The sequence below is a fragment of the Arthrobacter sp. zg-Y20 genome (assembly GCF_030142075.1).
Taxonomy (GTDB): domain Bacteria; phylum Actinomycetota; class Actinomycetes; order Actinomycetales; family Micrococcaceae; genus Arthrobacter_B.
Genome location: NZ_CP126241.1, coordinates 905,500 through 929,679 on the forward strand (window position 1 = coordinate 905,500; position 24,180 = coordinate 929,679).

Below are 24,180 nucleotides of genomic sequence, written 5' to 3' on the forward strand. Positions count from 1 at the left end.
GGAGTGTCCTGTCCAGCGGCGGGTACCGCCTGCTAATATTCGAATTTGAACTAACACGGGAAACATAACATGTTGTTCAAATTTGAACAATAGCCGGGGGAACTTTTTGACCACTCCACTCAACGAGGATGAACTTGCCGCCTACTTTGTGCTCCGTGCCGCAGGGGACCGCCTGCAGCGGGCCGTCACGCAGCAGCTCCGGACGCACGGACTGACCGAAGTCCAGTTCTCAATCCTCGCCCAGCTCAGCTCCGCGCCGGATGGAGTGGGCATGAGCGAACTCGCCGGGGCCCTGGTGGTCACCAAAAGCGGTTTGAGCTATCAGGCAGGCCAGCTCGAAGGCAAGGGGCTGGTGGCCAGGACCTCCGACGCTGCGGATGAGCGTGCCATCCGCTTGACCCTCACTCCTGCTGGCCTGGAACTGATTGGACGGGTCCTCCCGGATCACGTGGCCCTGGTCCGGGACCTGTTCATCGACCGCTTGGATTCCGCCGAGCTGGCGACCGTGCGTGCCTCGCTGGCCAAGGTGGCTCGGGGCTGACGCCGGCCGGTTAGCTAACCGCTGCCCCGTTGCTGTGGTCGGCGGCAGGGGGAAGAGGCATCTTCTTTATTCGCCAAAGACTGATGCCCATCATGACGGCGCCTATCCCCACGAAGCCGCCGCCTACCGCGTAGCCGTCCAGCATTTTGGCATCCCAGCCGAGGATCACTGCCTTCGCAGGGTCTTCGGGATCGTAATAGACGGTTTGCTTGGAATCCTCGAGTGTAGGTTCGAAGCCGGGGGTTTTCATCCGGTGGGAACCTTCCACGGTCCATTCCCCGCCCTTGGCTGTATAGGTCACCGTCACGTGTTCATGCCGACCGTTTTTGCTGCGGCTCTCCCTGATATCGGTGACAGTTCCTTGCGCCTTCGTGCCGGTGTCGATCAAGTGCTGGTCGGTATAACCGTCGACGAGACTGCTGATACCCAGGGGCGTCCCCACCAGCACAAACAGGAAGCCCGCGACGAGGAGCCCGGCAGGGTTGTATTGCCGTTTTCGCCGGCCGTCCGCCGTAGTAGGCAGTGAGTGTTTGCCGGCACCATTTTCTGTCATCTGTTCCCCCCCCCCCAAATTTGATGACACTAACGTACCGCCAACTCGGCGGTGATCCTGGCAAAGGCGGGGGTCACACCGCTACCGCCGGGCCGGTGCGCGGCGGGTGCCGTGAAAACGGACTACTTTTTGCCGGCGTGATCCTTGGCTGCCTTGCCTGCCTTGGCCACGGCCTTGGCGGTCACGCCCGCCTTGGCAGCCTTTTTCGCAGCCTTCGCGGCCTTGCCGGCGCCCTGGGCTCCGGCAATCACGGCGGCCCCCTTTACCGGAGTGGGAACCTTGACGGTCTTGACCTTGGGCTTCTTGCGGTCCAGGACCAGGGCTGCGGCAATGCCGGCCATCCAGATGTCCTTGGCCAAGGCCGTTCCGTCGGCTGTGGGACGGATGCCGTCCTCTCCCGTCATTCCGGGGGTCTTGAGGTACATCCGGACCATGCCGCCGGAGAATGCGCCCAGGACCAAGCCGGCCAGTCGGCTGGGGACAAACGGGAGGAGGAGGGTGAGTCCCACGCAGATCTCGGCGTTGCTCAGCAGCTTGCCGAACTTCACCGGCTCCATGTCCTCCACTTGCGGAAAGGCGTTGGCCGCCATGTGCTGCAGTCCTGCAGCGCTTTCGGCGTCCAGCCCGCGTTTGCTCAGGCCGGAATTAAGGATGTACGCGCCGGTGACGAGCCGCAGGGGAATATGGCTGAGTTTCATGGGAGTCCCTTCACAGAACGATCACAGAACGGTGCAAACCTGCATCGAGCCTACGGCCGCCTCCGTCCGGGCGCCAGAGCAGCCGGGCGAAGAACAACCAACTCGGCCCGGAGTAAAAGGACGCGAAACACGCCCGAGGTGCTTACCCCCCGGTCGCCATGTCTGCTTTTATGGAGGAGATACGCCGCAGCAAGCTGCCGACACAGAAGGTTCTGATGGATTTCCTCCGGGCTGAGCATCCCCGCCCCCGCCATTTCATCCTCCATCTCAGTGACACGCATCTGCTGGCCGGGGAGCGCCGGCTCTACGGAGCCGTGGACAGCCTCACCAATCTGAAAAGGCTCTTTGCACGGCTTGAGGAAAGCGGCCAGCAGCCCGAAGCAATCGTTTTCACCGGAGACCTGGCCGACCGAGGCGAGGCGGGAGCCTATGCCCGGCTGCGCGACGTCGTCGTCCCGGCTGCCGAACGCATGGGTGCCCGGGTCATTTGGGCCATGGGCAACCACGATGACCGGGCGGCCTTCCGGCAGGTTCTGTTGAACGGAGCCCCGGAGATGACCCCGGTGGATCAGGTGCACCACCTGGACGGACTGCGGGTCATCACCCTGGACACTTCCGTGCCCGGCTACCACCACGGGGAGCTGACGGCGGAGCAACTGGCCTGGCTGCGCCGGGAACTGCATACCCCCGCGCCGGACGGCACCATTTTGGCCATGCACCACCCACCGGTGCCCAGCGTGCAGGACCTGTCCGTGCTGGTGGAGCTGCGCAACCAGCAGGAGCTGGCCGCGGTAATCGCCGGCAGCGACGTACGCGCCGTGATCGCAGGACACCTGCACTACTCGACCTTCAGCACCTTCGCCGGGATCCCGGTGTCCGTGGCTTCGGCCACCTGTTACGCGCAGGACCTGGTGACGCCGGGAACTCGCGGCCAGGATGCCGGGCAGTCTTTCAACATGGTGCACCTGTACGAGGACTCGGTGGTCCATTCCGTGGTGCCGCTGGAGCAGGCCGGCACGGTGGGGGAGCAGGTGGGCCCGCAGGAGACGGCGGACCGGCTGGCGGCCGCCGGCGTACGGATCCCGGACGCCCGCACGCTGGCTTCGGCGTAGGGGATCAGCCCCGGTCCGGCTCCGGGCCCAGGTTGAAGAACCGGCCGGTCACGGAGATCGGAGTGATTTCCACATAACGGTATTTCTCCGTGCGCACCCAAGGCTGCAGCGGCAGCTGATCCGCGGCAGTGATCTCTTCGGAAGTTTCCAGTTCCCGGATGGTTCCCCGGACGACGACGGACCAGGCCTGGTCGCTGGTGATGCCGTCCGCTTCCAGCGCCACACGGGAATTCACCGTAAGTTCGGCGAGCTTGGTGCCCGGAGCCGTGCGGATGGTGATCACGCCGTCGTGCGCGAAGTAGTTGATCGGGAAAATGTCGGGCTCGTTGAGCACGCTCAGGGCCAACCGGCCGTGCTGCGTGTGCTCAAGGTACTTCCAACTCTGCTCGGGACTGAGTTCAACAACCGGGGGCCGCTCTTCACTAGTCATGAGCACAGTGTGCCAATCCCGGCCTCCCGCCGCTACTATCAGGCTGCTTATCAACTTGACTCAGGCTCCGGTTTTCATGAGAGTTGAAAGGGTAGATATTGTCAGCCAGCTATGGACCTCACACTCAGAGAGCACGTGATGACAGACGCAGAAACACAGAATTCCGGCAACGGCCAGAACAACGCCGAAGCCCCCAAGACGCTGACCACCCGGCAGGGACACCCGGTCTACGACAACCAGAACACCCGCACCGTGGGTGCCCGCGGCCCGGCCACGCTGGAAAATTACCAGCTTCTGGAGAAGATCAGCCACTTCGACCGGGAACGCATCCCGGAGCGTGTTGTACACGCCCGCGGCTTCGTGGCCTACGGCGAATTCGAGGCTTCCGGCAAGTGGGGCGACGAGCCCATTGCCAAGTACACCCGCGCCAAGCTTTTCTCCGAGCCGGGCAAGAAGACCGACGTCGCCATCCGGTTCTCCTCGGTGATCGGCGGCCGTGACTCCTCCGAGGCCGCCCGTGACCCCCGCGGCTTCGCGATCAAGTTCTACACCGAAGACGGCAACTGGGACCTGGTGGGCAACAACTTGGGCGTCTTCTTCATCCGCGACGCCATCAAGTTCCCGGACGTGATCCACTCCCTGAAGCCGGACCCCATCACCTTCCGCCAGGAATCCGCCCGCATCTTCGACTTCATGTCGCAGACCCCCGAGGCCATGCACATGCTGGTGAACCTCTTCAGCCCGCGCGGCATCCCCGCAGATTACCGCCACATGCAGGGCTTTGGCGTGAACACCTACCGCTGGGTCAACGCACAGGGCGAGTCCAAGCTGGTCAAGTACCACTGGCTGCCGAAGCAGGGCGTGAAGTCCCTGACCGAGGAAGACGCCGCGAACATCCAGGCCAACGACCTCGGCCACGCGTCCAAGGACCTCTACGAGGCCATTGAGCGCGGCGACTACCCCAAGTGGGACCTGTACGTGCAGCTGATGGATGACAACGATCATCCGGAACTGGACTTCGACCCGCTGGATGACACCAAGACCTGGCCGGAGCAGGAGTTCGAGCCCAAGTACGTGGGCACCATGACCCTGAACCGGAACGTCACGGACCACCACAACGAAAACGAGCAGATCGCTTTCGGCACCGGTGTGCTGGTGGACGGCCTGGAGTTCTCCGATGACAAGATGCTGGTGGGCCGCACCTTCAGCTACTCGGATACCCAGCGCTACCGCGTGGGACCGAACTACCTGCAGCTTCCGGTGAACTCCGCGAAGAACGCCCGGGTGGCCACCAACCAGCGCGGCGGGCAGATGTCCTTCGGCACTGACCTTGCGCCGGGCCAGAACCCGCACGTGAACTACGAGCCGAACATCACCGGCGGCCTGCAGGAAGCACCCAAGCCGGCGCAGTCCGAACTCGGTCCGGAGCTGGAAGGCCGCCTCACCCGCGCCCGCCTGCCCCGCACCAACGACTACATGCAGGCCGGCCAGCGCTACCAGCTGATGGAGCAGTGGGAGAAGGACGACCTGGTGAAGAACTTCGTCGACAACATCTCCCAGGCTGTCCGGGAAGTTCAGGAGCGGATGCTCTGGCACTTCTACATGGCCGATGACGAGCTGGGCGCCCGCGTGGGCGAGGGTCTCGGCATCAGCCTGGACGAGATCAAGGATCTCGGCCCGCTGGCCACCCAGACGCTCAACGAGGAAGAAACCGAGCGGATGAAGAACCTGGGCCACAACGGCCCCCGCAACGTTGAAGGCCTCACCATGACGCACTGCGTACCCAACGAGCACGTGGTCGTCACCCGGTAGGGCAGCACAAAACTACCGCAGCGAACGACGGCGGCGGCGCACCTGGGTGCGCCGCCGCCGTCGTTCTGTGTCCCTGGCCTGTTCCCGGGCCAGGTTCCCGGGGTCAGTGCTCCCAGGGGGCCTTGACCGGGAAGTACTTCTCCAGGAAGTCCGTGACCCGCTCCGCGCGTTCGGCGGCCGGGACCTCGGGGAAGCTGCCGTCATTGAGGCAGAACATGTCCATGTTCCGTTTGGCGAGCAGGCGCTCCAGGGCTGACAGGCCCGCGTAGGACGTGGTGTCCACGTACTTGGTCTTGGCGGTTTCCTGGGTGACCGCACGCCCGGTGAGCAGGGCGTAGTAGTGGTAGAGCGAGTTGGTGACGGAGATGTTGTCCTTGGCGCGGAAGGTACTCGCGGCGGTGGCGGCGAACTCCGCGGGGAACGCGGCTTCCATTTCCAGCAGCACGCTGCGGCGCAGCGGAGCGGCCGCGTGTTCCAAGTGGCGGGTGGTGATCCGGCCGAAGCGTTCCCACAGCAGCCGCCGGTTTACCCGGGCCGCGTTCTCGAAGCCGCTGCGCTCGGCGTCGTTGGAGCCCAGTCCTATCCGGGTGCTGGCTTCGATGAACTTGGTGATTCCGCCGGGGGAGAAGAACATGTCGGGGGCCACCGGGCGGCCGAAGAACATGTCGTCGTTGGAGTAGAGGAAGTGTTCCGCCAGCCCGGGGATGTGCTGCAGCTGCGCTTCCACCGCCTGCGAGTTGTGCGTGGGCAGCACGGACGGGTCCTTGAAGTGCTCCGCCGCCGGCACAAAGGTGACCGAGGGGTGCTCCGCCAGCCAGTGGGGCCGCGGGGAGTCCGAGGCGATGAAGATCCGCCGGATCCAGGGTGCGAACATGTGCACCGAGCGCAGGGCGTACTTCAGTTCGTTGATCTGCCGGAAGCGGGCCTCGTGGTCATCGCCCTCGCCCACCACGGCACCCTGCATCCGGGCCGCGCGGGCGGCCTGGAATTCCGGGGAGCTGCCGTCCACCCAGGAGAACACCAGGTCGATGTCGAAGCGGATGTCCGTGGCGTGGTCGGCGAACATGTTCTCGATGGTCGGCCAGGTCAGGCCGTGCTTGTCCACGGTGCCGCGGACTGCCTCCGAGGCCGGCAGGGTGCGGCGGGTCAGGGAGTTCTCCACCGGCAGGGTGATGTTTTCCCCGTCCAGGTCCCACAGTTCAATCTGCACCCCGGCCGCAGCGGAGAACACCAGGTTGGTGCCGGTGAAGGCGCGCGGCCGGTAGACCCGGATGATCCGGGTCTTGTCGCCGGGGGCCAGGCTGCCGTCGGCAATGAGCAGGGTGCGGCTCTTTTTGGTGTCCACGCTGCGCGCGTAGAACGGCTCCTCGCGGCAGGCTTCCACCATTGCCTTGCGCAGCAGGTCACGTTCGCGCAGGTTGACGGCGATCACCGGCCGCTGGTCATTGCCGCGCACCAGCAGGTAGGTGATGCCGGCGTCGTCGAGCACCCTGCGGACAAACAGCAGGTCTTCCACCATGGCCTCGTGCGGGGTGAGGCCGGTGTCCATCAGAGCCAGGCGGCCCTTGAACATGGCCACCTCGGGGCGTTCCTCCACGCGGCGGAGTACGGCGGGGGCAGCTGTCTGGAGGTTTTCGGGTTCGAAGTCCGGCTCCGGGGCTCCGAAGTAGACATCGTGTTCGGCGGCTGTATCGGTAATGGGAACCTCCTAGGGATGGTCGGCGCCCGCACATGCAGGCGCTGGTTGGGTGCAGCGCTGCACGGGGAACTGCTGCCGGGATACCCGGGTGTTGCACTTGTTGCGCGGTGCCGGTCTTGGCCGGTGCGTATTGGGCCGAACCGCGGGCCGCCCGCGGACGGGGTGGGCGCGGACGCGGGGACGGAGCACGGGTCGGCCGGGAGCCACTGAGGAAACCGTAACACCGCGCTGGAACATCCTTCTTCCGAGCCCTGTCCGTTTTCCGGCCGGGGCCGTAGTTCTCTTGTCCAGTATCTCATCCTGTGCCGCGCTGCTGCGAGGGAGACGGCATAGGCTGCCGGCTGCACCGGGGCCGCGAGTCGCCGGGTCTGTGGTGCCGGTGACTTGTGGATAACCGGTTGTGGTGTGGGGCTGGTGGCTATTATGGCCGGACTGACAGTGTCGCGGCTTGCCCAACTTGGGGGTTTCGGATGACCAGAACCATTCTGCGCCGTTCTCGTGTTTGGAGCTTCCCAGCGGTTTTCGCCGCGGTTGTCCTGGCCGGGTGCACGGGCGCTTCCGGGGATTCAGGGACCGGTGCTGCCTCCCCGTCTCCGTCACAGTCGTCCGCCTCAGCGACGCCAACTCCCACGCCCACACCGTCAGCTGTTTACAAGCCGGCCTCTGCCGAGGGGCCGGCGGAAAATGTTCCGTTGCCGGCGATGCCGGAGGAGGCGAAGGTCGAGTCCAAGGAAGGGCTGGAGGCTTTCGCCCGGTATTGGTACGAGCTGGTGAACTACGGCTACGAGACCGGCGATACGGAGCCGATTCGCGCTATCAGCGGACCGGACTGCGCGGTCTGCAAGAACTTTTACGAAATGGTCGGGAAGGGTTACAGCAATGAGGACTGGATCAGTGGCGGCAGAATCAACGTACAAGGCGTCGCTTCTGAGTTCGTCCTGACCCCTGAAGGTAGATACCAAGTGCTAATTCAAAACACGCAGGCCCCCTTGAGCTATTACGGTCCCGGGACGCTGTACGGGGCCCGCGACGGTTACGAGGATTCGGCGGTTCAAATGATCGAAGCTAGGTACACCACTAATGGCTGGTATGCCGAAGTCGTAGTAACAATTCAAGGCTGACGGCATGCTGTGGTTTCGAGCAAGGCATTTGGCATTTGGAGCAGCTGCAGCATCAGTCATAGTCGTCTGCGTGGCCACCGGCGCAACTGCGGCCGTTAACGATGTTGGGTTCAAAGACGACCTCATATACTCAGGCGCTTCATACAAGCGGGATCCCAATTCTGGAATGTGGACGACCGTCCCGGTCGGAATTCCTGATGACCCTTTCGGGTATCGCTTTGTGCCCGTTTGCTTTGATGATTCCGCTGGTGATGTCGATTGCCTGGCGGCCAATCAGGCGGCCTGCACCGCTGGTGAGGATGGTCGCCTCGTGTATTGGTTCAAAGGCTTGAAGACGGTCGACCCCGCGGCTTGGCCCCGAGTCAGCGACACCCCGTCGTGCATCTACTCCGAGGAGCCGGTCGACATCGGCCAGCAGATCCAGGCGCAGATCCTCACTGCGTTCCAGGAGCGGCCGATCGCAGCCGGCAAGCTGGTGGTGCAACCCAGTCCGCACACGCTGATCGGGATGGAGACCAACGTTTACGTTGAAGCCGCCGAGCAGGTCTTCGAGATGGTCCTGCTGGACCAGACGGTCCGGATAGTTGCGACGCCCACCGAATACGAAATCAACTACGGCGACGGAACGGTCTACGGTCCCACATCGGCTGCCGGTGCGCCGCTGCCGCAGGGTCGGTGGGGAGAGCAGACCCGCACGAGCCACAGGTACGCCGCCGCAGGGGATTACCAAATGGGTGCAACCGTGCATTTCTCCGGAACCTATTCGGTGAACGGCGGGCCGATGTTTCCCATTGACGGGAGGGCCGCCGTCGCTTCGCAGGCGCAAACAATCCGGGTGTGGCGGGCGGAAACCCGCAGCGTCGCGGACAACTGCCTCATCAACCCGAACGGCATCGGCTGCTAATCGGCTGCTAAAGCCCTTTCGGCTTCGGCACCGCAAACAGTGTCCGGGGATCCTGCAGCACCGCCGGATACGCGAACGCCGAACGCGGAATGCTGCCGGACAGCGACACCGGCCGCACAGCGGTGTCATTGGTCAGCTCCACCGGACCGGCATGACCCAACAGCAGTTGCGAGCGGTCCGCCGGCGAGATCACCGCCACCGGATCGCCGTCGTCCATGTCCTCCAGCAACCGCACCAGCTGCCGGCCGCGCTTGCCGGTGATCGGCGTGCCCTTCACCGAAAGCATGGGCAGGACAATGGCGGCAGCATCGCCGTCGGGCACCGCCCGGGCGACCCACAGCCCCTCGCCCGGCGGCGGATCCGCAGGGTCCGGAACGTCTGCGGGGGAGGGCCACACATAGGGCAGGCCCGCGTCGGTGTCCGGAAACAACGGCCCGTACACCTCGGGGGATTTCACAATCAGGTTCGAGCGGTGGCTGCGGTGCAGCTGCTCGTCGCCCAGCCACGGCGGAAGCTCGACGTCGGAGCCCGCCGCTTCCGGAGCGAACTCCAGGATCTGCTCGCGCACGGTGTCGGCGTGCCCGCGCGCAATCCACTCGTCGGTCATCGCCAGCCCGTACGCCGTTAGCGCCGGCACGAAGCCCTTCCACATCAGCAGGGCGGGATGGCGCTGCCAGCCGTAATCCGGCACCACCAGACCGCGCAGCAGCTGCAGGGTCTCCACCCGCTGCTTGCCCAGCCGCGCCTGATCCAGGACCCGGGCACTGCGGGCAAAGCTCTCATACGGGAGGAAGGTCTGCACGGGCCCAGTCTGTCACTGTTCCCCGCGGCCGGCCCCGTCACCGGCCTCCGCCCCGGTGCCGGTGAGCAGCCGGACCATGATCAGGTCCCGGAAAGTATGCGCACCAACCTGGAAGGAGCGACGGCCGGAAGTCTGGAACCCGGACTTGCGGTAGAAGGACTGCGCCCGGACGTTGCCGTTGTTCACCCCCAGCCACATGGACCGTGCACCTACGGACGCCGCCGCTCCGGCAGCAGCATCAATGAGCTGCCCGGCAATGCCCCTGCCGTGGGCATCCGGGTGGACGTAGAACTTGCTCAGCTCCGCCGAGGGCCGCAGCGCCCGGCCCTGGTCCAGGGCATCAAGCACTTCGGGGTCGGTTGGCGCTTCGAGGACCAGCAGGCAGTACCCCACCAGCCGGCCGTCCTGCCGGGCCGCGAGGACCAAACGCTTCTCATCCGCGAGGAACTGCGTGAAATTCCCGGCGGAGAGATTCGCGGCAACGAAGGCCGCGCTGTCTTCCGGTGTGACTTCGGGCGGGCAGGCCAAAGGAAAAGTGAGGGAAGCTAATTCGACGAGCCCGGGAATGTCTTCAGCCGTTGCATGTGAAATGGAAGCTTGCACCCTTCCAGCATAGGCACTGACTCCGTGTTGCCCGCCCGGCGCCGCGGCCGGACGGGCATCGGCCGTCTTAGTACTTCACGTACAGTTCGCCCACCGGCAGCGCGGTGTCCACGGTGTTCGCCGGGCCGGGCAGCGGGCAGGCCCACGCCTCGTCATAGGCGCAGGAGGGGTTGTAGAGGTAATTGAAATCCAGCACCAAGCTGCCGGGTTCACTGCCCGGTCCCAGGCTGGCGCCCTTGATCGTGTCCAGCAGGTAGCGCCCGCCGCCGTAGCTGCCGCCGTCGGCGCCGGAACTGGCATCGCGGACCGGCACAAAAATTCCGCCGCCGTACGTGTCCAGGTTCCACACCGCCAGGCTGCCGACCCCGTCCACGTTCACCGTCCCGAGCCGGGTGAACGGCACCGTCCCGTCCGTTCCGGTGGCCACCTCCATCGACTCGCCGGCACCGGCGCCGTCAATAACGGCCTCGAACCGGAACGCCGGATCGTAGCGGGCGGTGCTCAAACCGCGGAACCGGCGGCGGACATCTTCCGGGAGGGGCGAGGCCGGGTGCGTGCCGAAGAGCCGATCCCGGCCGGTGGCCCAGAGGGCATGGGCGTGCGACGCCGAGATCCCCTCGGCAGCGCGACGCGCCTGCTCATAAAGGGCGAAAGTGTTACGGCGCCAATCGGCGGTGGCAAGGGCTGTGACGGGAGAGAGCATTTGTCCAGCGTAGTGTGTTCGGGTGACTACCGGACTTCTTATTGTGGTGCTCGTCGCCATCTTTATCGGCGCGATAGCCCAGCGGATCGCCGGTCTAGGCTTTGCGCTGCTCATTTCTCCGTTCCTCGTGATCATCCTCGGTTCCCACGGCGGCGTGCTGATGGTGAACATCTGCGGCCTCGTGTCCTCGCTGCTGATCATGAGCCGGGTTTGGCGGGACATCGACTGGTCCATGTACCGATGGCTGGCCATCCCGGCGGTCTGCGCCAGCGTACCGGCCTCGGCGGCCGCCGTGTACCTGCCCGCGGCCCCACTGGCAGTCACCGTGGGCGCCGTCGTACTGGTGGCCCTGAGTATCTCCCTGTTCCTGCAGCGCACCTCTATCCAGCTGACCGGCAATACCCCCAAGGCCGTGGCCGGTTTCACCTCGGGCATCACCAATGCCATGGCCGGCGTCGGCGGCCCCGCCGTCAGTGTGTACGCCTTGCTGGCCCGCTGGCCGCAGCGCCCGTTCGCCGCTACCCTGCAGCCGTTCTTCGTGACCACCGCCGCCGTCACCCTGACCTCCAAGCTGATCCTGGACCCCGGCCAGATGCCTCCGTTCCAGCCCTGGGCCTGGGTGCTGGTGGGGGTCATGATTGTGGGCGGCATCTACGCGGGGGAGAAGCTGCAGCGGTTCATCCGCGACGACCAGGCCCGGCTGGCAGTAGTGGTCATCGCGTTCATTGGTGCAGCCACGGCACTGGTGAAGGGCCTGTACGACCTCTGACCGGCATCGGCACCGCTGACACCACGGCCGTGCCCGCCGCAGTTACCCGACTCACGCAGGCACCTCATCGGGCAGCACCGGCCCGGATGGCACGATAGAAGCGATGAAGATTTTATTGCGGCCGAAGAAGCCGGGTGTGCCGCCCATGCCACTCTGGCTGCAGGGAACGTTTGAACTGGGCCAGGCTGCCGTGCTTTCCGCGCTGCTGGTGCTGCTGCCGCTGGTGGGCGTGTGGCTGGCCAACGGCTTCACCGATATCGACTTCACATCCCTGGCGCGCCTCGGCGGCCAGGCCTGGCTGCTCATCCACGGCGTGCCGCTGCAGCTGAGCTTCCCTGCCGGAGAACTCGGAACGGGTCCGGCCTCCGGTTTGCTCTCCTTCTTCCCGCTCGGGCTGACGCTGATCCCGTTCTTCCTGTCCTGGCGTGCCGGCCGCCGTCTGGCCCGGGCCTCCTACACGGACCAGCTCTGGCAGGCACTGCTTGGCGCCCTGGGCGCCTATGCGCTGCTGGGCGCGGCAGCCGCCTACTTCAGCAGCACCGACGGGGTGCGGATTTCGGTGGCCGCCGGTGCGCTGCTGCCCCTCATCGCGGCAGGCGCCGGCCTGATTGTGGGGGCCCGGATCGAAGCCGGATCCTGGGTGCGGCTGATCGGCATGGACCTGACCGCCTGGATTGCCCGGACCAGCCAGCATTCCCGCTGGGCCGGCTCCTACATGTGGGCCGCCCTGCGTGCCGGGGTGGTGGGGATCGTGGCCGCACTGGGCCTGTCCTCACTGCTGCTCGTGGTGACGCTGGCGATGAACTGGGCCGAAATGGTCTCCGTGTATGAACGGCTCGGTGCCGGTGTGCTGGGCGGAACGGTACTGACCGTCGTCGAGCTGGGCCTGATGCCCAACTTTGTGGTGTGGACCCTGGGCTGGGCCTCGGGCGCCGGATTCTCCCTGGGCACCGGAAGCATCATCAGTCCGCTGGAAACAACCGTAGGTCCGCTGCCAGCGCTGCCCGTCCTCGCCGCCCTGCCTACGGGGAGCATGGAATACGGATACGCGGCGCTGCTGATACCGGTGGTGGCCGGGATCCTGGCCGGCTGGTGGTTCCTGCGCGAGGGCGAAAACCACTTCGACGAATGGCTTTCCATCAAGATCCGCGCCCGCTGGTTCACGGCACCGGTGTCCACGCTGGTCCTCGGCGCGATCGTCGGACTGGTCTCGGGACTGCTGGCGGCCGGGGCCGCCTGGCTGTCCGTCGGGTCGCTGGGGATCGGGCGCTTTGTGCAGCTCGGCCCGGATCCGCTGTGGCTGGGACTATGGGTCGCAGCCGAAGTGGGAGCCGGCGTCGTCATCGGTTACGCCGTAGGTCCCTGGCTGGAACGTGAGCCCAAACCCGAGAAACTGCGGGCCGCGGCCTAGCGCATCTGCTGGAAGGGCAGGTACTCGGCCTGGCAGGCCTCCGCGCCGTCCAAGGTCAGCGCCGAACGCATGCATGTTTCATAGGTGACGGTCTGGTCCCAGATGGCCACCATGAAGCCCAGCCCCAGGGTGGTCAGGAAGGTGATGACCAGGCCCAGCGACACCAGGACGGGCAGCAGGGCACCCATCCGCCGGCGGGCCAGCTTGACCAGGGCGATGATTCCCACCACGAAGGCAACAAGCCCGATTGCCAGCGGCACCAGCTTCCACGGCAGGACCAGGCCGCTGCTCAGCAGCATGACCAGCACCAGCAGCCAGAACACGCGGACATAGCGGACCGCGTTCTTCTTCTGCTCGTCGGTCGCCCCGGGGCGGCGGCTCTGCTCCGCGAGGGTTTGGGTCTTGTACTGCGCGCCGTCGTCATTCATGGGTTTAAGCCTAGGGGACGCCGCACCCTATGGTTGACGCATGCGCATCGTAGTCCTCGTGTCCGGTACCGGCTCCAACCTTCAGGCTGTGCTCGACGCCGTCAGTGACGGCCGGCTGGATATAGAGATCGCGGCAGTGGGCGCGGACCGGCCCGGCACCTACGGGGTGCAGCGGGCGGCCGACGCCGGCGTCCCCACCTTCGTGGTGCCCTTCCGCGATTTCCCGGCCCGGCCGGACTGGAACCGGGCGCTCACCAAAACGGTGGCTTCCTACGCGCCGGACCTGGTGCTCTCCTCGGGATTCATGCGCATTGTGGATGAGGAGTTCATCAACGCGTTCAACGGCCGGTACCTGAACACGCATCCCGCGCTGCTGCCTTCCTTCCCTGGGGCACACGGCGTCCGGGATGCCCTGGCCTACGGCGTGAAGATCACCGGCTGCACGGTGCACTGGGCCGACGCCGGCGTGGACACCGGCCCGATCCTGGCCCAGGCCGCGGTGGAAGTGCTCGACGGCGATACCGAGGAGTCCCTGCACGAGCGCATCAAGGTCCAGGAGCGGCGGCTGCTGATCGACACCCTGGACCGGTTGAGCCGGGAAGGGCTGCCGGCGCCGGCTTAGTCCAGCGGCTTACTCCGGCGGCGGCTTCTCCGGCGCCGGCTTAGTCCAGCGCCGCACCCTTGGTCTCGGGTGCGAACCGGGCCATCCACAGCACCGCCATTAGCACCAGTACTCCTGCCAGGGCGAACGACAGCGCCAGCCCGAGATGGGGCCACAGCACCGAGACGAACAGCAGCGGACCCAAGCCTGCCCCCACCCGGGAGACGGTGGAGGCCCAGCCGAAACCGCTGCCGCGCAGCTCGGTGGGGTAGAGCTCCGAGACGTAGGCATACAGCACGGGGATAGCCACCTGCACCACGAATCCGTAGGCCAGCAGCCACACCGTTGCCGCCGTGGGCAGGTCCACCACCAGCGCCACCACCACCAGGATGGCGGCGGACAGCGGACCGGTGACCGCCAGGATCCACTTCCGGCCAACCTTCTCCACCAGCAGGGCCGCCGCGATAACTCCGAGCAGGCCAACGGCTGCCATGCCCGAGGTGGTCAGGAACGCCCGATACTCGGCAAACCCGGCGTCAACGAGGATCTTGGGCATCCACTGCAGCGCCAGGTAGTAGACCAGCAGGATGGTCAGGAACAGGGACCATGCGGTGATGGTGGTTTTGCTGCTGAACCTCCATAGGTCGCCCAATTGGGTGCCCATAGTGCGCAGGGACAGCTTTTCCGGTTCCTCCGGTTCGGGCAGCCGCCACTGGGTTTGGGTTCCCCCGGTGCGCCGGATCAGGCTGTTGATGACGGCGGCCGCCTCATCGGTGCGGCCCTTGCGGACCAGATAGAGGGGGGACTCGGGGACCGAACGGCGCACCCAGAACACCAGCAGGGCGGGGACCACCATCACCAGCATGGTGTACCGCCAATCCGCGAAGGTGGCCATGATCGCAGCGGAAGTGACCCCGCACAGGGCGGCACCCACCGGCCACCAGCCGTCCATCCCGGTCAGCACCCGGCCGCGCTGTTTCTTGGGGGTGAACTCGCCAACGAGCGCGTAGTCCACCGGCACGCAGCCGCCCAGTCCGAACCCGGCCATAAAGCGGAAAATGCAGAACCACACAATGTCCGGGGAGAACGCACCCAGCACGGTAAAGAGGGAAAACACCAGCAAGGTAGCGGAAAACGCCCGCTTGCGGCCGATCGCATCGGCAATGGAACCCCATACGAAGGCACCAATGGCCATGCCCAGCAGATTCGCGGTGCCGATCCAGGCGGCCTGCGGCGCCGTCAGCCCCCATTCCTTGGACAGCAGCGGAATCAGCACGCCGTTCAGCGTTACGTCCCAGGCATCGAACATAAACCCGAGTCCGCCGATGAGGAAGATCCGGCCTTGGACCTTCCACCGCCACGGCAGGTTCTGGACCACCTGGTCACCGGTGGGCAGCATATTGGTGATGGACATGTTGGTTCGGGGCCTTCCGGGGATGCGGGGTGCAGGAGGGGTGGCTGCGTGCCGGGGGTCAATGGCGTCGGGGAAACAATACCGTGCGGGGCCCCCACCTGTGGATAAGGCGCCGAAGACTCGCGGGACCGGGCACCATGTGGTGATGGGCAAACCGGAGCGGGCGGGAGGGATCGGGCTGCCCGGACCGGTGTTCTCCGTGGCAGAGGCGCGGGCACGCGGCGTGCCGGCGTCGGAATTGCGGCGCAGGGCGTACGACGGCGCCGGGCACGGTTTGCGTACGGTCCGCGGGGCAGCATCCGCCCTGCCGGATGCGGTGCGGCCGCTTGCCCCGGCGTCCGGCACTACGGTGGCCAGCCACACCACCGCCGCCGCCCTGTGGGGCATCTGGTTGCCGTACCGCTTCGGGCCCGAACCGCTGCACCTCACCCGGCCGCTGCGGTTCAGCCAGCCGCGGAGGAAGGGCGTCGTCGGGCACCATGCACCCCTTCTGCAACTGGACGTGGTCCGGGCCGGAGGGCTGCTGGTGACATCACCGGCTTGGACTTGGCGCGACCTGGCCGCTCTCTTGTCTCCCGATGAGTTGGTGGCTGCGGGGGACTCCCTGCTGCGGCGGAGGGATGCGCCGGACCGCGGTGGCTACCTGTCCCAACCGGATCCGCTGTGCGGTATGCAGGAGTTGCAGGAGGTTCTGCTGCGCAGAGCGGGAAACCGCGGTGCATCCACCGCGCGGACCGCTCTCGAGCTGATGCGCCCAGGCGCGGACTCGGCCCAGGAAACCAGGTTGCGGTTGCTCGTTCGGCGTTCCGGGCTGCCGGAGCCGGCAGTAAACCAATGGATTATCGGTCCGGCGGGGCAGCGCGTGTCCCGGCCGGACCTGCAATATGTGCGGCTGCGGATTGCGCTTGAATATGAAGGCGAGCATCACCTACTGAATCCGGACCAGTGGCACCGGGACATTGAGCGCGACGACCGCCTTCGACGGCTGGGATGGGTGGTGCTGCGCTTCAGCAAGAAGCACCTGCGGCCCGGCAACCAAGCCGCAGCAGCGGAGAAGGTTCGCGCTGCCCTCCTGACGCGCGGCTGGCGACCCGGACAGCCCGCCTGACGCGGCCGGCCTGACGCAGCGTGCCCCACGAGAAGGCAAAATTTACCGATATTGTGCCGAAAATCGGTAAATTGTGCCTTTTCGTTCCCTTTGACGGTAATTTTTGCCTTTTCGATCGCGTGCAGGGACCGGTCTTTGCCCGGCCCCAGCGCGGCCAAGACACGTTGTTACAGCCCCGCAGGCGTGGTCCGGAGCACATAGGCATAAACTTTCCGCATGGCCGTACGGCCTTTTGCACGCCCTTCATCAACCCCTTTGGAGTGTCAGCTGTGAGCAACCCTGTCCTTGACCGTGTTCCTATCCGCCGGGCCCTGATCTCGGTTTATAACAAGACGGGGCTGACGGAGCTGGCGCAGGGCCTTTCGGCAGCCGGTGTCCGGATTGTGTCCACCGGATCCACGGCCAAGCAGATTGCCGCCGCCGGCATCGAGGTCACCGAGGTTTCCGAGGTCACCGGCTTCGCCGAATGCCTCGACGGGCGGGTCAAGACCCTGCATCCGCGCGTCCACGCCGGGATCCTGGCAGACCGCCGCCGCGAGGACCACGTGGCCCAGTTGGAGGAGATGGAGATTGAACCCTTCGACCTCGTGGTGGTGAACCTCTACCCCTTCGTGGAAACCGTCCGCTCCGGCGCAGCGCAGGATGACGTGGTGGAGCAGATCGACATTGGCGGTCCCTCCATGGTCCGCGCCGCCGCAAAGAACCACCCGTCCGTTGCAGTGGTGGTGGACCCGAACAAATACTCCGACGTCGTCACCGCAGCAGCCGAGGGTGGCTTCGACCTGGCCCAGCGGCGCCGGCTCGCCGCCGAAGCCTTTGCCCACACCGCCGCCTATGACAACGCAGTTGCGACCTGGACCGCAGAGCAGTTCGGCGACGGGACCGAAGACGGCTCCAAGTGGCCGGCCTTCACCGGCCTGGCCCTGGAACGCGCCGAAGTGCTCCGCTACGGCGAAAACCCGCACCAGGACGCAGCCCTCTACGTAGAGCAGGACGGACAGCCCGGCGTCGCTCAGGCCGACCAGCTGCACGGCAAGGCCATGTCCTACAACAACTACGTCGACGCCGACGCCGCCCTGCGCGCCGCCTTTGATTTCGATGAGCCGGCCGTCGCCGTCGTCAAGCACGCCAACCCGTGCGGCATCGCCGTGGCCTCGCCCGGTGCAGCGGATCCCATTGCGGATGCGCACGCCAAGGCGCATGCCTGCGATCCGGTCTCGGCGTTCGGCGGAGTCATCGCCGCCAACCGGACCGTCACGGCAGGCATGGCCGAGACCGTGAAGGACATCTTCACCGAGGTGGTGATCGCCCCCGATTTCGAGCCGGAGGCCGTGGACATCCTCAGCGCCAAAAAGAACATCCGGCTGCTTGCCCTGCCGGACGGCTACGGTCGCAGTGCCGCTGAATTCCGGCAGGTTTCCGGCGGCGTGCTGGTCCAGAAATCGGACCGGCTGCAGGCCGAGGGCGATGACCCGGCGAACTGGACCCTGGCCGCGGGGGAGCCGGCAGACGAGGCCACCATGGCCGACCTAGCCTTCGCCTGGGCAGCGGTCCGCGCGGCGAAGTCCAACGCCATCCTGCTCGCCAAGGACGGCGCCTCCGTAGGCGTGGGAATGGGCCAGGTGAACCGGGTGGACTCCTGTCGGCTCGCCGTCGAACGCGCCAACAGCCTGGGTGCAGCCGGCGAGGACCGCGCCCGCGGCTCCGTGGCGGCGTCGGACGCGTTCTTCCCGTTCGCGGACGGCCTGCAGATCCTGATCGACGCCGGCGTCCGCGCCGTGGTGCAGCCAGGCGGCTCCATCCGGGACAGCGAAGTGGTTGAAGCAGCTGCTGCGGCGGGGGTCACCATGTACTTCACCGGGGCACGACACTTCTTCCACTAGGAAAAACCCGCTCCGCCCGCGCCTGGAACCGCGGGACCGTGCAGGTAATGCACCGTCCCGCGGTTTAGGGCCGGGATAGTGGGCTGTGGCATAGTTGGACTCAAATACAAGCTAAAAAGACGGGTCCCGTCATGCCACAAGACATGCTCCGGTGCCCACCAACACACTAGGAGTACGTGTGGCTGAGAAAATCAAGGTTGTGGGCTCTGTTGTAGAGCTCGACGGCGATGAAATGACCCGTATCATCTGGCAGTTCATCAAGGACCGCCTGATCAACCCGTACCTGGACGTAGACCTGAAGTACTACGACCTCTCGATCCAGAACCGCGACGCAACCGATGACCAGGTCACCATTGATGCCGCCAACGCCATCAAGGAACACGGCGTGGGCGTCAAGTGCGCCACCATCACCCCGGACGAAGCACGCGTCGAGGAATTCGGCCTGAAGAAGATGTGGGTCTCCCCGAACGGGACCATCCGCAACATTCTGGGCGGCGTGGTCTTCCGCGAGCCGATCATCATCTCCAACATCCCGCGCCTGGTCCCGGGCTGGAACAAGCCGATCATCATCGGCCGCCACGCCCACGGCGACCAGTACAAGGCCACGAACTTCAAGGTTCCCGGTGCCGGCACGCTGACCCTGACCTACACCCCGGCCGACGGCAGCGAAGAAATCAAGCAGCAGGTTGTCACGTACAACGAAGATGGCGGCGTCGCCATGGGTATGTACAACTTCAACGATTCCATCAAGGACTTCGCGCGCGCTTCCTTCGCCTACGGCCTGCAGCGCAACTACCCGGTGTACCTCTCCACCAAGAACACGATCCTGAAGGCCTACGACGGCCAGTTCAAGGACCTGTTCCAGGAAGTCTTCGACGCCGAGTTCAAGGACCAGTTCGAAGCAGCCGGGCTCACCTACGAGCACCGCCTGATCGATGACATGGTTGCCTCCGCAATGAAGTGGGAAGGCGGCTACGTCTGGGCCTGCAAGAACTACGACGGCGACGTCCAGTCCGACACCGTTGCACAGGGCTTCGGCTCGCTGGGCCTGATGACTTCCGTGCTGATGACCCCGGACGGCAAGACCGTTGAGGCCGAAGCAGCGCACGGTACGGTCACCCGCCACTACCGCCAGCACCAGCAGGGCAAGCCCACCTCCACGAACCCGATCGCTTCGATCTTCGCGTGGACCCGCGGCCTGATGCACCGCGGCAAGCTGGACAACACCCCCGAGGTCATCAACTTCGCCGAAACCCTTGAGGACGTTGTCATCAAGACGGTTGAATCCGGCAAGATGACCAAGGACCTTGCACTGCTGGTTGGACCCGAGCAGCCGTACCTGACCACCGAAGAGTTCCTCGCCGCACTGGACGAGAACCTCAAGGCCCGTCTGGGTGCCGAGGTCGCAGCCTAGCTTTACTGCGGAACCGCACAAAACGACGACGGCGCGCTGCCCCTTTCCGGGGCGGCGCGCCGTCGCCGTTAAGCCCGGTAACACCGGCGTCATAAGTAGCGCAGGGGTTGCGGCGGTGCCACCATGTGGGGATGTCGAACTCCACCGCCGCACCGTCCAAGCCCGGCTCCGCCGCCGAAGAGCGAAGTGCCCGCATAGCGGTGACCGTCTTCCCGCTGCTGATTGTGGCCGGCGGACTGGTTGCCCTGTTTTTCCCGCAGCCCTTCACCGGTCTGTCCGCCTACATCAATCCGGGCCTGATGCTGATTATGTTCGGGATGGGCCTGACTCTCACCCTTCCCGACTTCGCCCTGGTGGCCCGTCAGCCGCTCCCCGTCCTGCTGGGGGTGGTGGCCCAGTTCGTGATTATGCCGCTGCTGGGGTTCGGGATTGCGTGGGCGCTTCAACTCAGTCCGGAACTGGCGGCCGGCGTGATCCTGGTCGGCTGCGCCCCCGGAGGCACGGCGTCGAACGTGGTCACATACCTGGCCCGGGGCAACGTGGCGCTGTCCGTGGCCATGACCTCCGTTTCCACGCTGCTGGCCCCGTTGCTGACCCCGTTGCTGGCTCTGTGGCTGGCTGGCCGGTACATGGCCGTCGATGCGGGAAACATGGCCTGGTCCATTGTTCAGATCGTCCTGATCCCGGTGATACTGGGGCTGGTGATCCGGTACCTGGTGCCGAAGCTGGTTGACCGGGTGCTGCCGGTCCTGCCCTGGGTTTCGGTAGCGGCCATCACCTTCGTGGTGATTGCTGTCGTCTCGGGCAGCTCCGAGGCCATCTTCACTGCGGGCTGGCTGATCCTGCTGGCCGTTGTGCTGCATAACGGCCTGGGCCTGGGACTGGGCTACGGTGCCGCGAAGTTGTTCCGGCAGCCCGTGCCCTCCCGGCGGACCATGGCCATTGAGATCGGTATGCAGAATTCCGGCCTGGCGGCGGGACTTGCCAAACAGTACTTCGCACCGGAAGCAGCTCTGCCGGCGGCCGTGTTCTCGGTCTGGCACAACGTCTCCGGCGCATTGATGGCCGCGATCTGGCAGCGCCGGCCCTCACGCTGACTGCACGCCGGGCAGCAGGTGTGCAGCAACGCAGCAGGCCCCGGGTGGAAACCCGGGGCCTGCTGCGTCGGGAAGCAGCTAGATGCCGGCGCCTTGGTCACCCGAGGACGTGGGGCCCCCGGAGGAGGACTGTCCGCCGGAACCCGATCCGCCGGAGCCGCCGCTGGTCTGGCTGAACGAGCCGGGGGAGCCGCTGCCGGAGCCCTGGGACCCGCCACTGCCTGAGCCGCCACTGCCTGAGCCGGCGCTGCCTGAGCCGGAGGACACCGACGCGGGCTCCGACGTCGTCTGGCCGGAGATGGTGTGCCCGTCCTTGTAAGCGGCAGCCACTTCGATCTTGCGCGGCTTGGAACGCTCGCTGACCGGGATGAACACGCTGAGCACGCCGTTCTCGTACTTCGCGGAGATGGAGTCAATATCAATGCCCTGGCCCAGGTTCAACTGCCGCAGGAACGTTCCGCTTTCCCGTTCCCGCGTCAGCCAGGTGACTCCCTCGGTGGCGTGGATGGTCCGCTCCGCGCGGATAGTGAGCAGCTGCCCGTCCACATCCACATCGACTGAGCCCGGATCAATGCCGGGAAGATCCGCGTTCATGATGTAGTGGTCGCCCTCGCGGTAGAGGTCAATGGGCATCAGCCGCAGTCGCTGCCGTGGATCAAGGAGCGCCCCTGCCATCCGGTCGAGTTCGCGGAACGGGTCAAACTTCATCGCCATTGTCATCAACTCCTCTTGCGCCGGCGCCCGCCGGGCACCGGTGGTGTTGCCGGTTGTTGGAAAACGGAGAAACAGGCTGAGCCGCAGTGGCCCAACGGTGCAAATCACGCTAGCACTCGCTAATAGTGAGTGCTAGGTCACGGCGATGGATCGCGGCTTGGAAGCCGTAATCCGGCCCCGGGGCCGTTGGGCACCGCGGGTACGGTGCTCACAGCGGCCAGGAGTGCACCGCCGCGTTGCTGTGCATGTTCTCCCAGTACCGCCGGGACAGTTCACTCAGGGCTGCCGGACGGGACAGGCCTGACTCCTCGAGCCGGCGGAGCATGGCGATCTGCCACGCGGCCCCGTTCTGCTCGGTCCGGGCGCGCTCGGTGACCACATTGAGGTACCGGTCAATCAGGGAGGCATCCACCTTCAGGTCCCGCAGTCCCTCTGCGGCCTGGGGGATCAGGTGCCGCACGATCAGTTCCGCCACGGGAATCTCGCCGATGCCGGGCCAGTAGACCGTGGCTTCCAGGCCGTGACGGGCGCAGGTCAGGAAGTTGTCCGAGGCGGTCTTGAATGCCACCCGGCTCCAGAGAGGACGGTCTGCGGTGCGGATGTATTCCACGAGCCCGTAGTAGAACGCAGCGTTGGCCACCACGTCCAGCACGGACGGACCGGCGGGAAGGACCCGGTTCTCCAACCGCAGGTTCGGTGTGCCGCTGCCCGGATCGTAGATGGGCCGGTTCCAACGGTAAACGGTGCCGTTGTGGAGCCGGAGTTCCGGCAGCAGGGGCGCCCCGAACGGGGTGGTTTCCCCGCCGTTACCGGACAGTTCGGGAAGCAGCGCCGGGAAGTACCGGACATTTTCCTCGAACAGGTCGAAGATGGAGGTGATCCACCGTTCACCGAACCACACACGCGGGCGGACGCCCTGGTTACGCATTTCCGGCGGCCGGGTGTCAATGGCCTGCTTGAACAGTTCAATCCGGGTCTCATGCCAGAGCAGGTGCTCCATAAAGACCGGCGAATTCGCCGCCAGGGCAACCTGCGGCGCCGCTATCATTTGAGCCGCGTTCCAGGCCGGGGCAAACTCCTCGGGGGAGACCTCCAGGTGCAGCTGCACCGAGGTGCAGGCTGCCTCGGGGGCAATGTTCTGGGCGTAAAAGGACAGCGGCTCCGGCCCCGAGAGGTCCAGCAGTACATCCTCGCCACGGGCCTGCAGCACTGAGGTGTTAAGGGCTGCATACCGCTGTCCGCTGCTGAGCCACTCCCAGCCGTCCATGAAGCCCGGCGTGAGGGTGGGGAGGATCCCCACCATCATGATGTCCGCGGACTCCTGTGCCGCCCGCTCGTCGGCCCGGTTGAGCTGGGCCCGCAGGCTGTCCTCGAGATCCTTCAGGCCGAACTGCCCCACCGACATGGCCGGATGGTTCATTTCGATATTGAAGGCGCCGATTTCCGTCTGGAATGCCGGGTCGGCAATGCGCTCGAGGACGGCCTGGTTGCGCAGGGCAGGCGAAAAGTCCCGGTTGGTGAGGTTTAGCTCCAGTTCCAACCCAATACTGGCCGAATCGGCAAACTGCGCCGTCGACAGGTAATGGGCGAAATGGTCCAGGTTCTCCAGCAGGCGCTGGCGGTACGCCGTCCGCTGCGCCCGGCTGAAGGTCCTGCTTGAGACTTCAGCACCCATGGCCGCTACTTCTTCTTCTTCAAGCCCTCGTAGACATTGATGGGACGCTGCATCTCGCCTTGCTGGGCGCCCATCACAACCACGGTGCCCGTGAGGGCTGGAATGCTCCACTGGAGGATTTTCAGCTGGCGCTGCGCGGACTTGAGTTCATCGGAAGCGCCGGCGCGGGGCTCCGTGGCGCCCTGGCTGCCCTGGTCGGAGAGTTTTTCCACCTTGCTTCCGAGGATGCCGGAGTACAGGGTCACCACTGCCGCCAGGACCGTTAGCACCGTCTTGTAGGCGGTTGAGCGCCCAACACCTTCCTGCGCAGCGATGCGGGTCTTGTTGTCGCCGACCAGGGCGAGTCCGGCCAGGAAATGCATGCCAATGGCAGCGGCCTGGATGGGTGCCCATTTTTTCCAGCCCAGTGCGGAAAGACGGGCCCTTTCGGTGGGATCCTTGGCCTCCGCCGTGGCACCGTTGAGGCCAACGGCGCCCATCAGTGAACCGCCGAACCAAGCCGCGGCGGTGAGGTCGTGTACAGAGCGCGTAATCAGGGTTGCAGCCAATGTATTGCTCCTGTGGGTTGTTGGTGCAAAAAAGACAACCACGCGCGGTAAACATTAGCAAGGGCACTTATGATCCTAACACGCTACACATTGAGAACTAAGTGTGCTTAGTATTGGTGAATCCGGAACATCCGATCTTG

At 65.5% G+C, this 24,180-nt stretch carries 23 protein-coding genes and 1 pseudogene; 12 read left to right on the forward strand and 12 right to left on the reverse strand.

The features are described from left to right. Window positions 1-106: 106 nt before the first annotated feature. Entirely contained in the window at window positions 107-541 is a 435-nt protein-coding gene (locus QNO06_RS04370; RefSeq protein ID WP_227914276.1) for a MarR family winged helix-turn-helix transcriptional regulator, read from the forward strand. A 10-nt stretch (window positions 542-551) separates the two neighbouring features. Here the strand turns inward: QNO06_RS04370 and QNO06_RS04375 are convergent, their stop codons facing one another. Together QNO06_RS04375 and QNO06_RS04380 are read right to left on the reverse strand one after the other, a co-directional pair. Beyond that, window positions 552-1,094, reverse strand: coding sequence for a DUF3592 domain-containing protein (locus QNO06_RS04375; protein ID WP_227914275.1), 543 nt, complete (start codon window positions 1,092-1,094; stop codon window positions 552-554). Window positions 1,095-1,216: 122 nt separating this feature from the next. Then, window positions 1,217-1,792 carry a hypothetical protein gene (locus QNO06_RS04380; RefSeq protein ID WP_331461485.1) on the reverse strand — a complete coding sequence of 192 codons (576 nt, stop codon included), beginning with the start codon at window positions 1,790-1,792 and terminating at the stop codon, window positions 1,217-1,219. A 215-nt stretch (window positions 1,793-2,007) separates the two neighbouring features. Here QNO06_RS04380 and QNO06_RS04385 point away from each other — a divergent pair, with 215 nt between their 5' ends. Beyond that, a complete protein-coding gene (locus QNO06_RS04385) occupies window positions 2,008-2,904 on the forward strand; it encodes a phosphodiesterase (RefSeq protein ID WP_227914274.1) in 897 nt (298 codons plus the stop codon). 4 nt (window positions 2,905-2,908) lie between these two features. On the opposite strand, the gene QNO06_RS04390 is transcribed toward QNO06_RS04385, so the two are convergent. Then, window positions 2,909-3,334 carry a pyridoxamine 5'-phosphate oxidase family protein gene (locus QNO06_RS04390; RefSeq protein WP_227914273.1) on the reverse strand — a complete coding sequence of 142 codons (426 nt, stop codon included), beginning with the start codon at window positions 3,332-3,334 and terminating at the stop codon, window positions 2,909-2,911. A 138-nt stretch (window positions 3,335-3,472) separates the two neighbouring features. On the opposite strand from QNO06_RS04390, the gene QNO06_RS04395 reads away from it, so the two are divergent. Continuing rightward, window positions 3,473-5,146, forward strand: a complete 1,674-nt coding sequence (locus QNO06_RS04395; RefSeq protein ID WP_227914272.1) for a catalase — start codon at window positions 3,473-3,475, stop codon at window positions 5,144-5,146. A gap of 103 nt (window positions 5,147-5,249) precedes the next feature. Here the strand turns inward: QNO06_RS04395 and QNO06_RS04400 are convergent, their stop codons facing one another. Next, window positions 5,250-6,719 (reverse strand): stealth family protein, encoded by a 1,470-nt coding sequence (locus QNO06_RS04400; protein ID WP_227914388.1) that lies wholly within the window; start codon window positions 6,717-6,719, stop codon window positions 5,250-5,252. A 596-nt stretch (window positions 6,720-7,315) separates the two neighbouring features. Here QNO06_RS04400 and QNO06_RS04405 point away from each other — a divergent pair. Together QNO06_RS04405 and QNO06_RS04410 are read left to right on the forward strand one after the other, a co-directional pair. Next, window positions 7,316-7,966 carry a DUF6318 family protein gene (locus QNO06_RS04405; RefSeq protein ID WP_227914271.1) on the forward strand — a complete coding sequence of 217 codons (651 nt, stop codon included), beginning with the start codon at window positions 7,316-7,318 and terminating at the stop codon, window positions 7,964-7,966. A 310-nt stretch (window positions 7,967-8,276) separates the two neighbouring features. Beyond that, window positions 8,277-8,870, forward strand: coding sequence for a hypothetical protein (locus QNO06_RS04410; RefSeq protein WP_227914268.1), 594 nt, complete (start codon window positions 8,277-8,279; stop codon window positions 8,868-8,870). 7 nt (window positions 8,871-8,877) lie between these two features. Here the strand turns inward: QNO06_RS04410 and QNO06_RS04415 are convergent, their stop codons facing one another. From QNO06_RS04415 to QNO06_RS04425, 3 genes are all read right to left on the reverse strand, one after another. Then, window positions 8,878-9,672: an MSMEG_6728 family protein gene (locus QNO06_RS04415; protein ID WP_227914266.1), complete on the reverse strand. Its 795-nt coding sequence runs from the start codon at window positions 9,670-9,672 to the stop codon at window positions 8,878-8,880. A gap of 12 nt (window positions 9,673-9,684) precedes the next feature. Continuing rightward, window positions 9,685-10,275 carry a GNAT family N-acetyltransferase gene (locus QNO06_RS04420; protein ID WP_227914263.1) on the reverse strand — a complete coding sequence of 197 codons (591 nt, stop codon included), beginning with the start codon at window positions 10,273-10,275 and terminating at the stop codon, window positions 9,685-9,687. 67 nt (window positions 10,276-10,342) lie between these two features. After that, window positions 10,343-10,978 (reverse strand): DUF1684 domain-containing protein, encoded by a 636-nt coding sequence (locus QNO06_RS04425; protein WP_227914262.1) that lies wholly within the window; start codon window positions 10,976-10,978, stop codon window positions 10,343-10,345. Window positions 10,979-11,000: 22 nt separating this feature from the next. Between QNO06_RS04425 and QNO06_RS04430 the strand changes: the two genes are divergently transcribed. Then, on the forward strand, window positions 11,001-11,747 hold the full coding sequence (locus QNO06_RS04430; RefSeq protein WP_227914260.1) for a sulfite exporter TauE/SafE family protein: 747 nt from the start codon (window positions 11,001-11,003) through the stop codon (window positions 11,745-11,747). Between the two features lie 103 nt (window positions 11,748-11,850). Then, window positions 11,851-13,158, forward strand: a complete 1,308-nt coding sequence (locus QNO06_RS04435) for a cell division protein PerM (protein WP_442860201.1) — start codon at window positions 11,851-11,853, stop codon at window positions 13,156-13,158. Here QNO06_RS04435 and QNO06_RS04440 read toward each other — a convergent pair. Continuing rightward, window positions 13,155-13,586, reverse strand: a complete 432-nt coding sequence (locus QNO06_RS04440) for a hypothetical protein (RefSeq protein WP_227914257.1) — start codon at window positions 13,584-13,586, stop codon at window positions 13,155-13,157. The two genes, QNO06_RS04435 and QNO06_RS04440, sit on opposite strands and share 4 nt — an antisense overlap. 40 nt (window positions 13,587-13,626) lie before the next feature. Here QNO06_RS04440 and purN point away from each other — a divergent pair, with 40 nt between their 5' ends. Continuing rightward, window positions 13,627-14,208: a phosphoribosylglycinamide formyltransferase gene (gene purN / locus QNO06_RS04445; protein ID WP_227914256.1), complete on the forward strand. Its 582-nt coding sequence runs from the start codon at window positions 13,627-13,629 to the stop codon at window positions 14,206-14,208. 40 nt (window positions 14,209-14,248) lie between these two features. Here the strand turns inward: purN and QNO06_RS04450 are convergent, their stop codons facing one another. Further along, window positions 14,249-15,601 carry an MFS transporter gene (locus QNO06_RS04450; RefSeq protein WP_227914255.1) on the reverse strand — a complete coding sequence of 451 codons (1,353 nt, stop codon included), beginning with the start codon at window positions 15,599-15,601 and terminating at the stop codon, window positions 14,249-14,251. A gap of 145 nt (window positions 15,602-15,746) precedes the next feature. On the opposite strand from QNO06_RS04450, the gene QNO06_RS04455 reads away from it, so the two are divergent. The 4 genes from QNO06_RS04455 to QNO06_RS04470 all read left to right on the forward strand — a co-directional run bounded on the left by QNO06_RS04455 (window position 15,747) and on the right by QNO06_RS04470 (window position 21,103). Beyond that, window positions 15,747-16,709, forward strand: coding sequence for an endonuclease domain-containing protein (locus QNO06_RS04455; RefSeq protein WP_227914254.1), 963 nt, complete (start codon window positions 15,747-15,749; stop codon window positions 16,707-16,709). Window positions 16,710-16,978: 269 nt separating this feature from the next. Next, a complete protein-coding gene (gene purH, locus QNO06_RS04460) occupies window positions 16,979-18,592 on the forward strand; it encodes a bifunctional phosphoribosylaminoimidazolecarboxamide formyltransferase/IMP cyclohydrolase (protein WP_227914253.1) in 1,614 nt (537 codons plus the stop codon). A gap of 178 nt (window positions 18,593-18,770) precedes the next feature. Next, the gene (locus tag QNO06_RS04465; protein WP_227914252.1) at window positions 18,771-20,006 is read left to right on the forward strand and encodes an NADP-dependent isocitrate dehydrogenase; all 1,236 of its coding nucleotides are present in this window, start codon (window positions 18,771-18,773) and stop codon (window positions 20,004-20,006) included. A gap of 131 nt (window positions 20,007-20,137) precedes the next feature. Next, entirely contained in the window at window positions 20,138-21,103 is a 966-nt protein-coding gene (locus QNO06_RS04470; RefSeq protein WP_227914251.1) for a bile acid:sodium symporter family protein, read from the forward strand. Between the two features lie 321 nt (window positions 21,104-21,424). Here QNO06_RS04470 and QNO06_RS04475 read toward each other — a convergent pair. The 3 genes and pseudogenes from QNO06_RS04475 to QNO06_RS04485 all read right to left on the reverse strand — a co-directional run. Further along, window positions 21,425-21,817: pseudogene (locus QNO06_RS04475) on the reverse strand (Hsp20/alpha crystallin family protein); the annotation flags it as partial. Window positions 21,818-22,025: 208 nt separating this feature from the next. Continuing rightward, a complete protein-coding gene (locus QNO06_RS04480) occupies window positions 22,026-23,492 on the reverse strand; it encodes a glutamate-cysteine ligase family protein (RefSeq protein WP_227914250.1) in 1,467 nt (488 codons plus the stop codon). 5 nt (window positions 23,493-23,497) lie between these two features. Then, entirely contained in the window at window positions 23,498-24,040 is a 543-nt protein-coding gene (locus QNO06_RS04485) for a hypothetical protein (RefSeq protein WP_227914249.1), read from the reverse strand. Window positions 24,041-24,180: the final 140 nt, after the last annotated feature.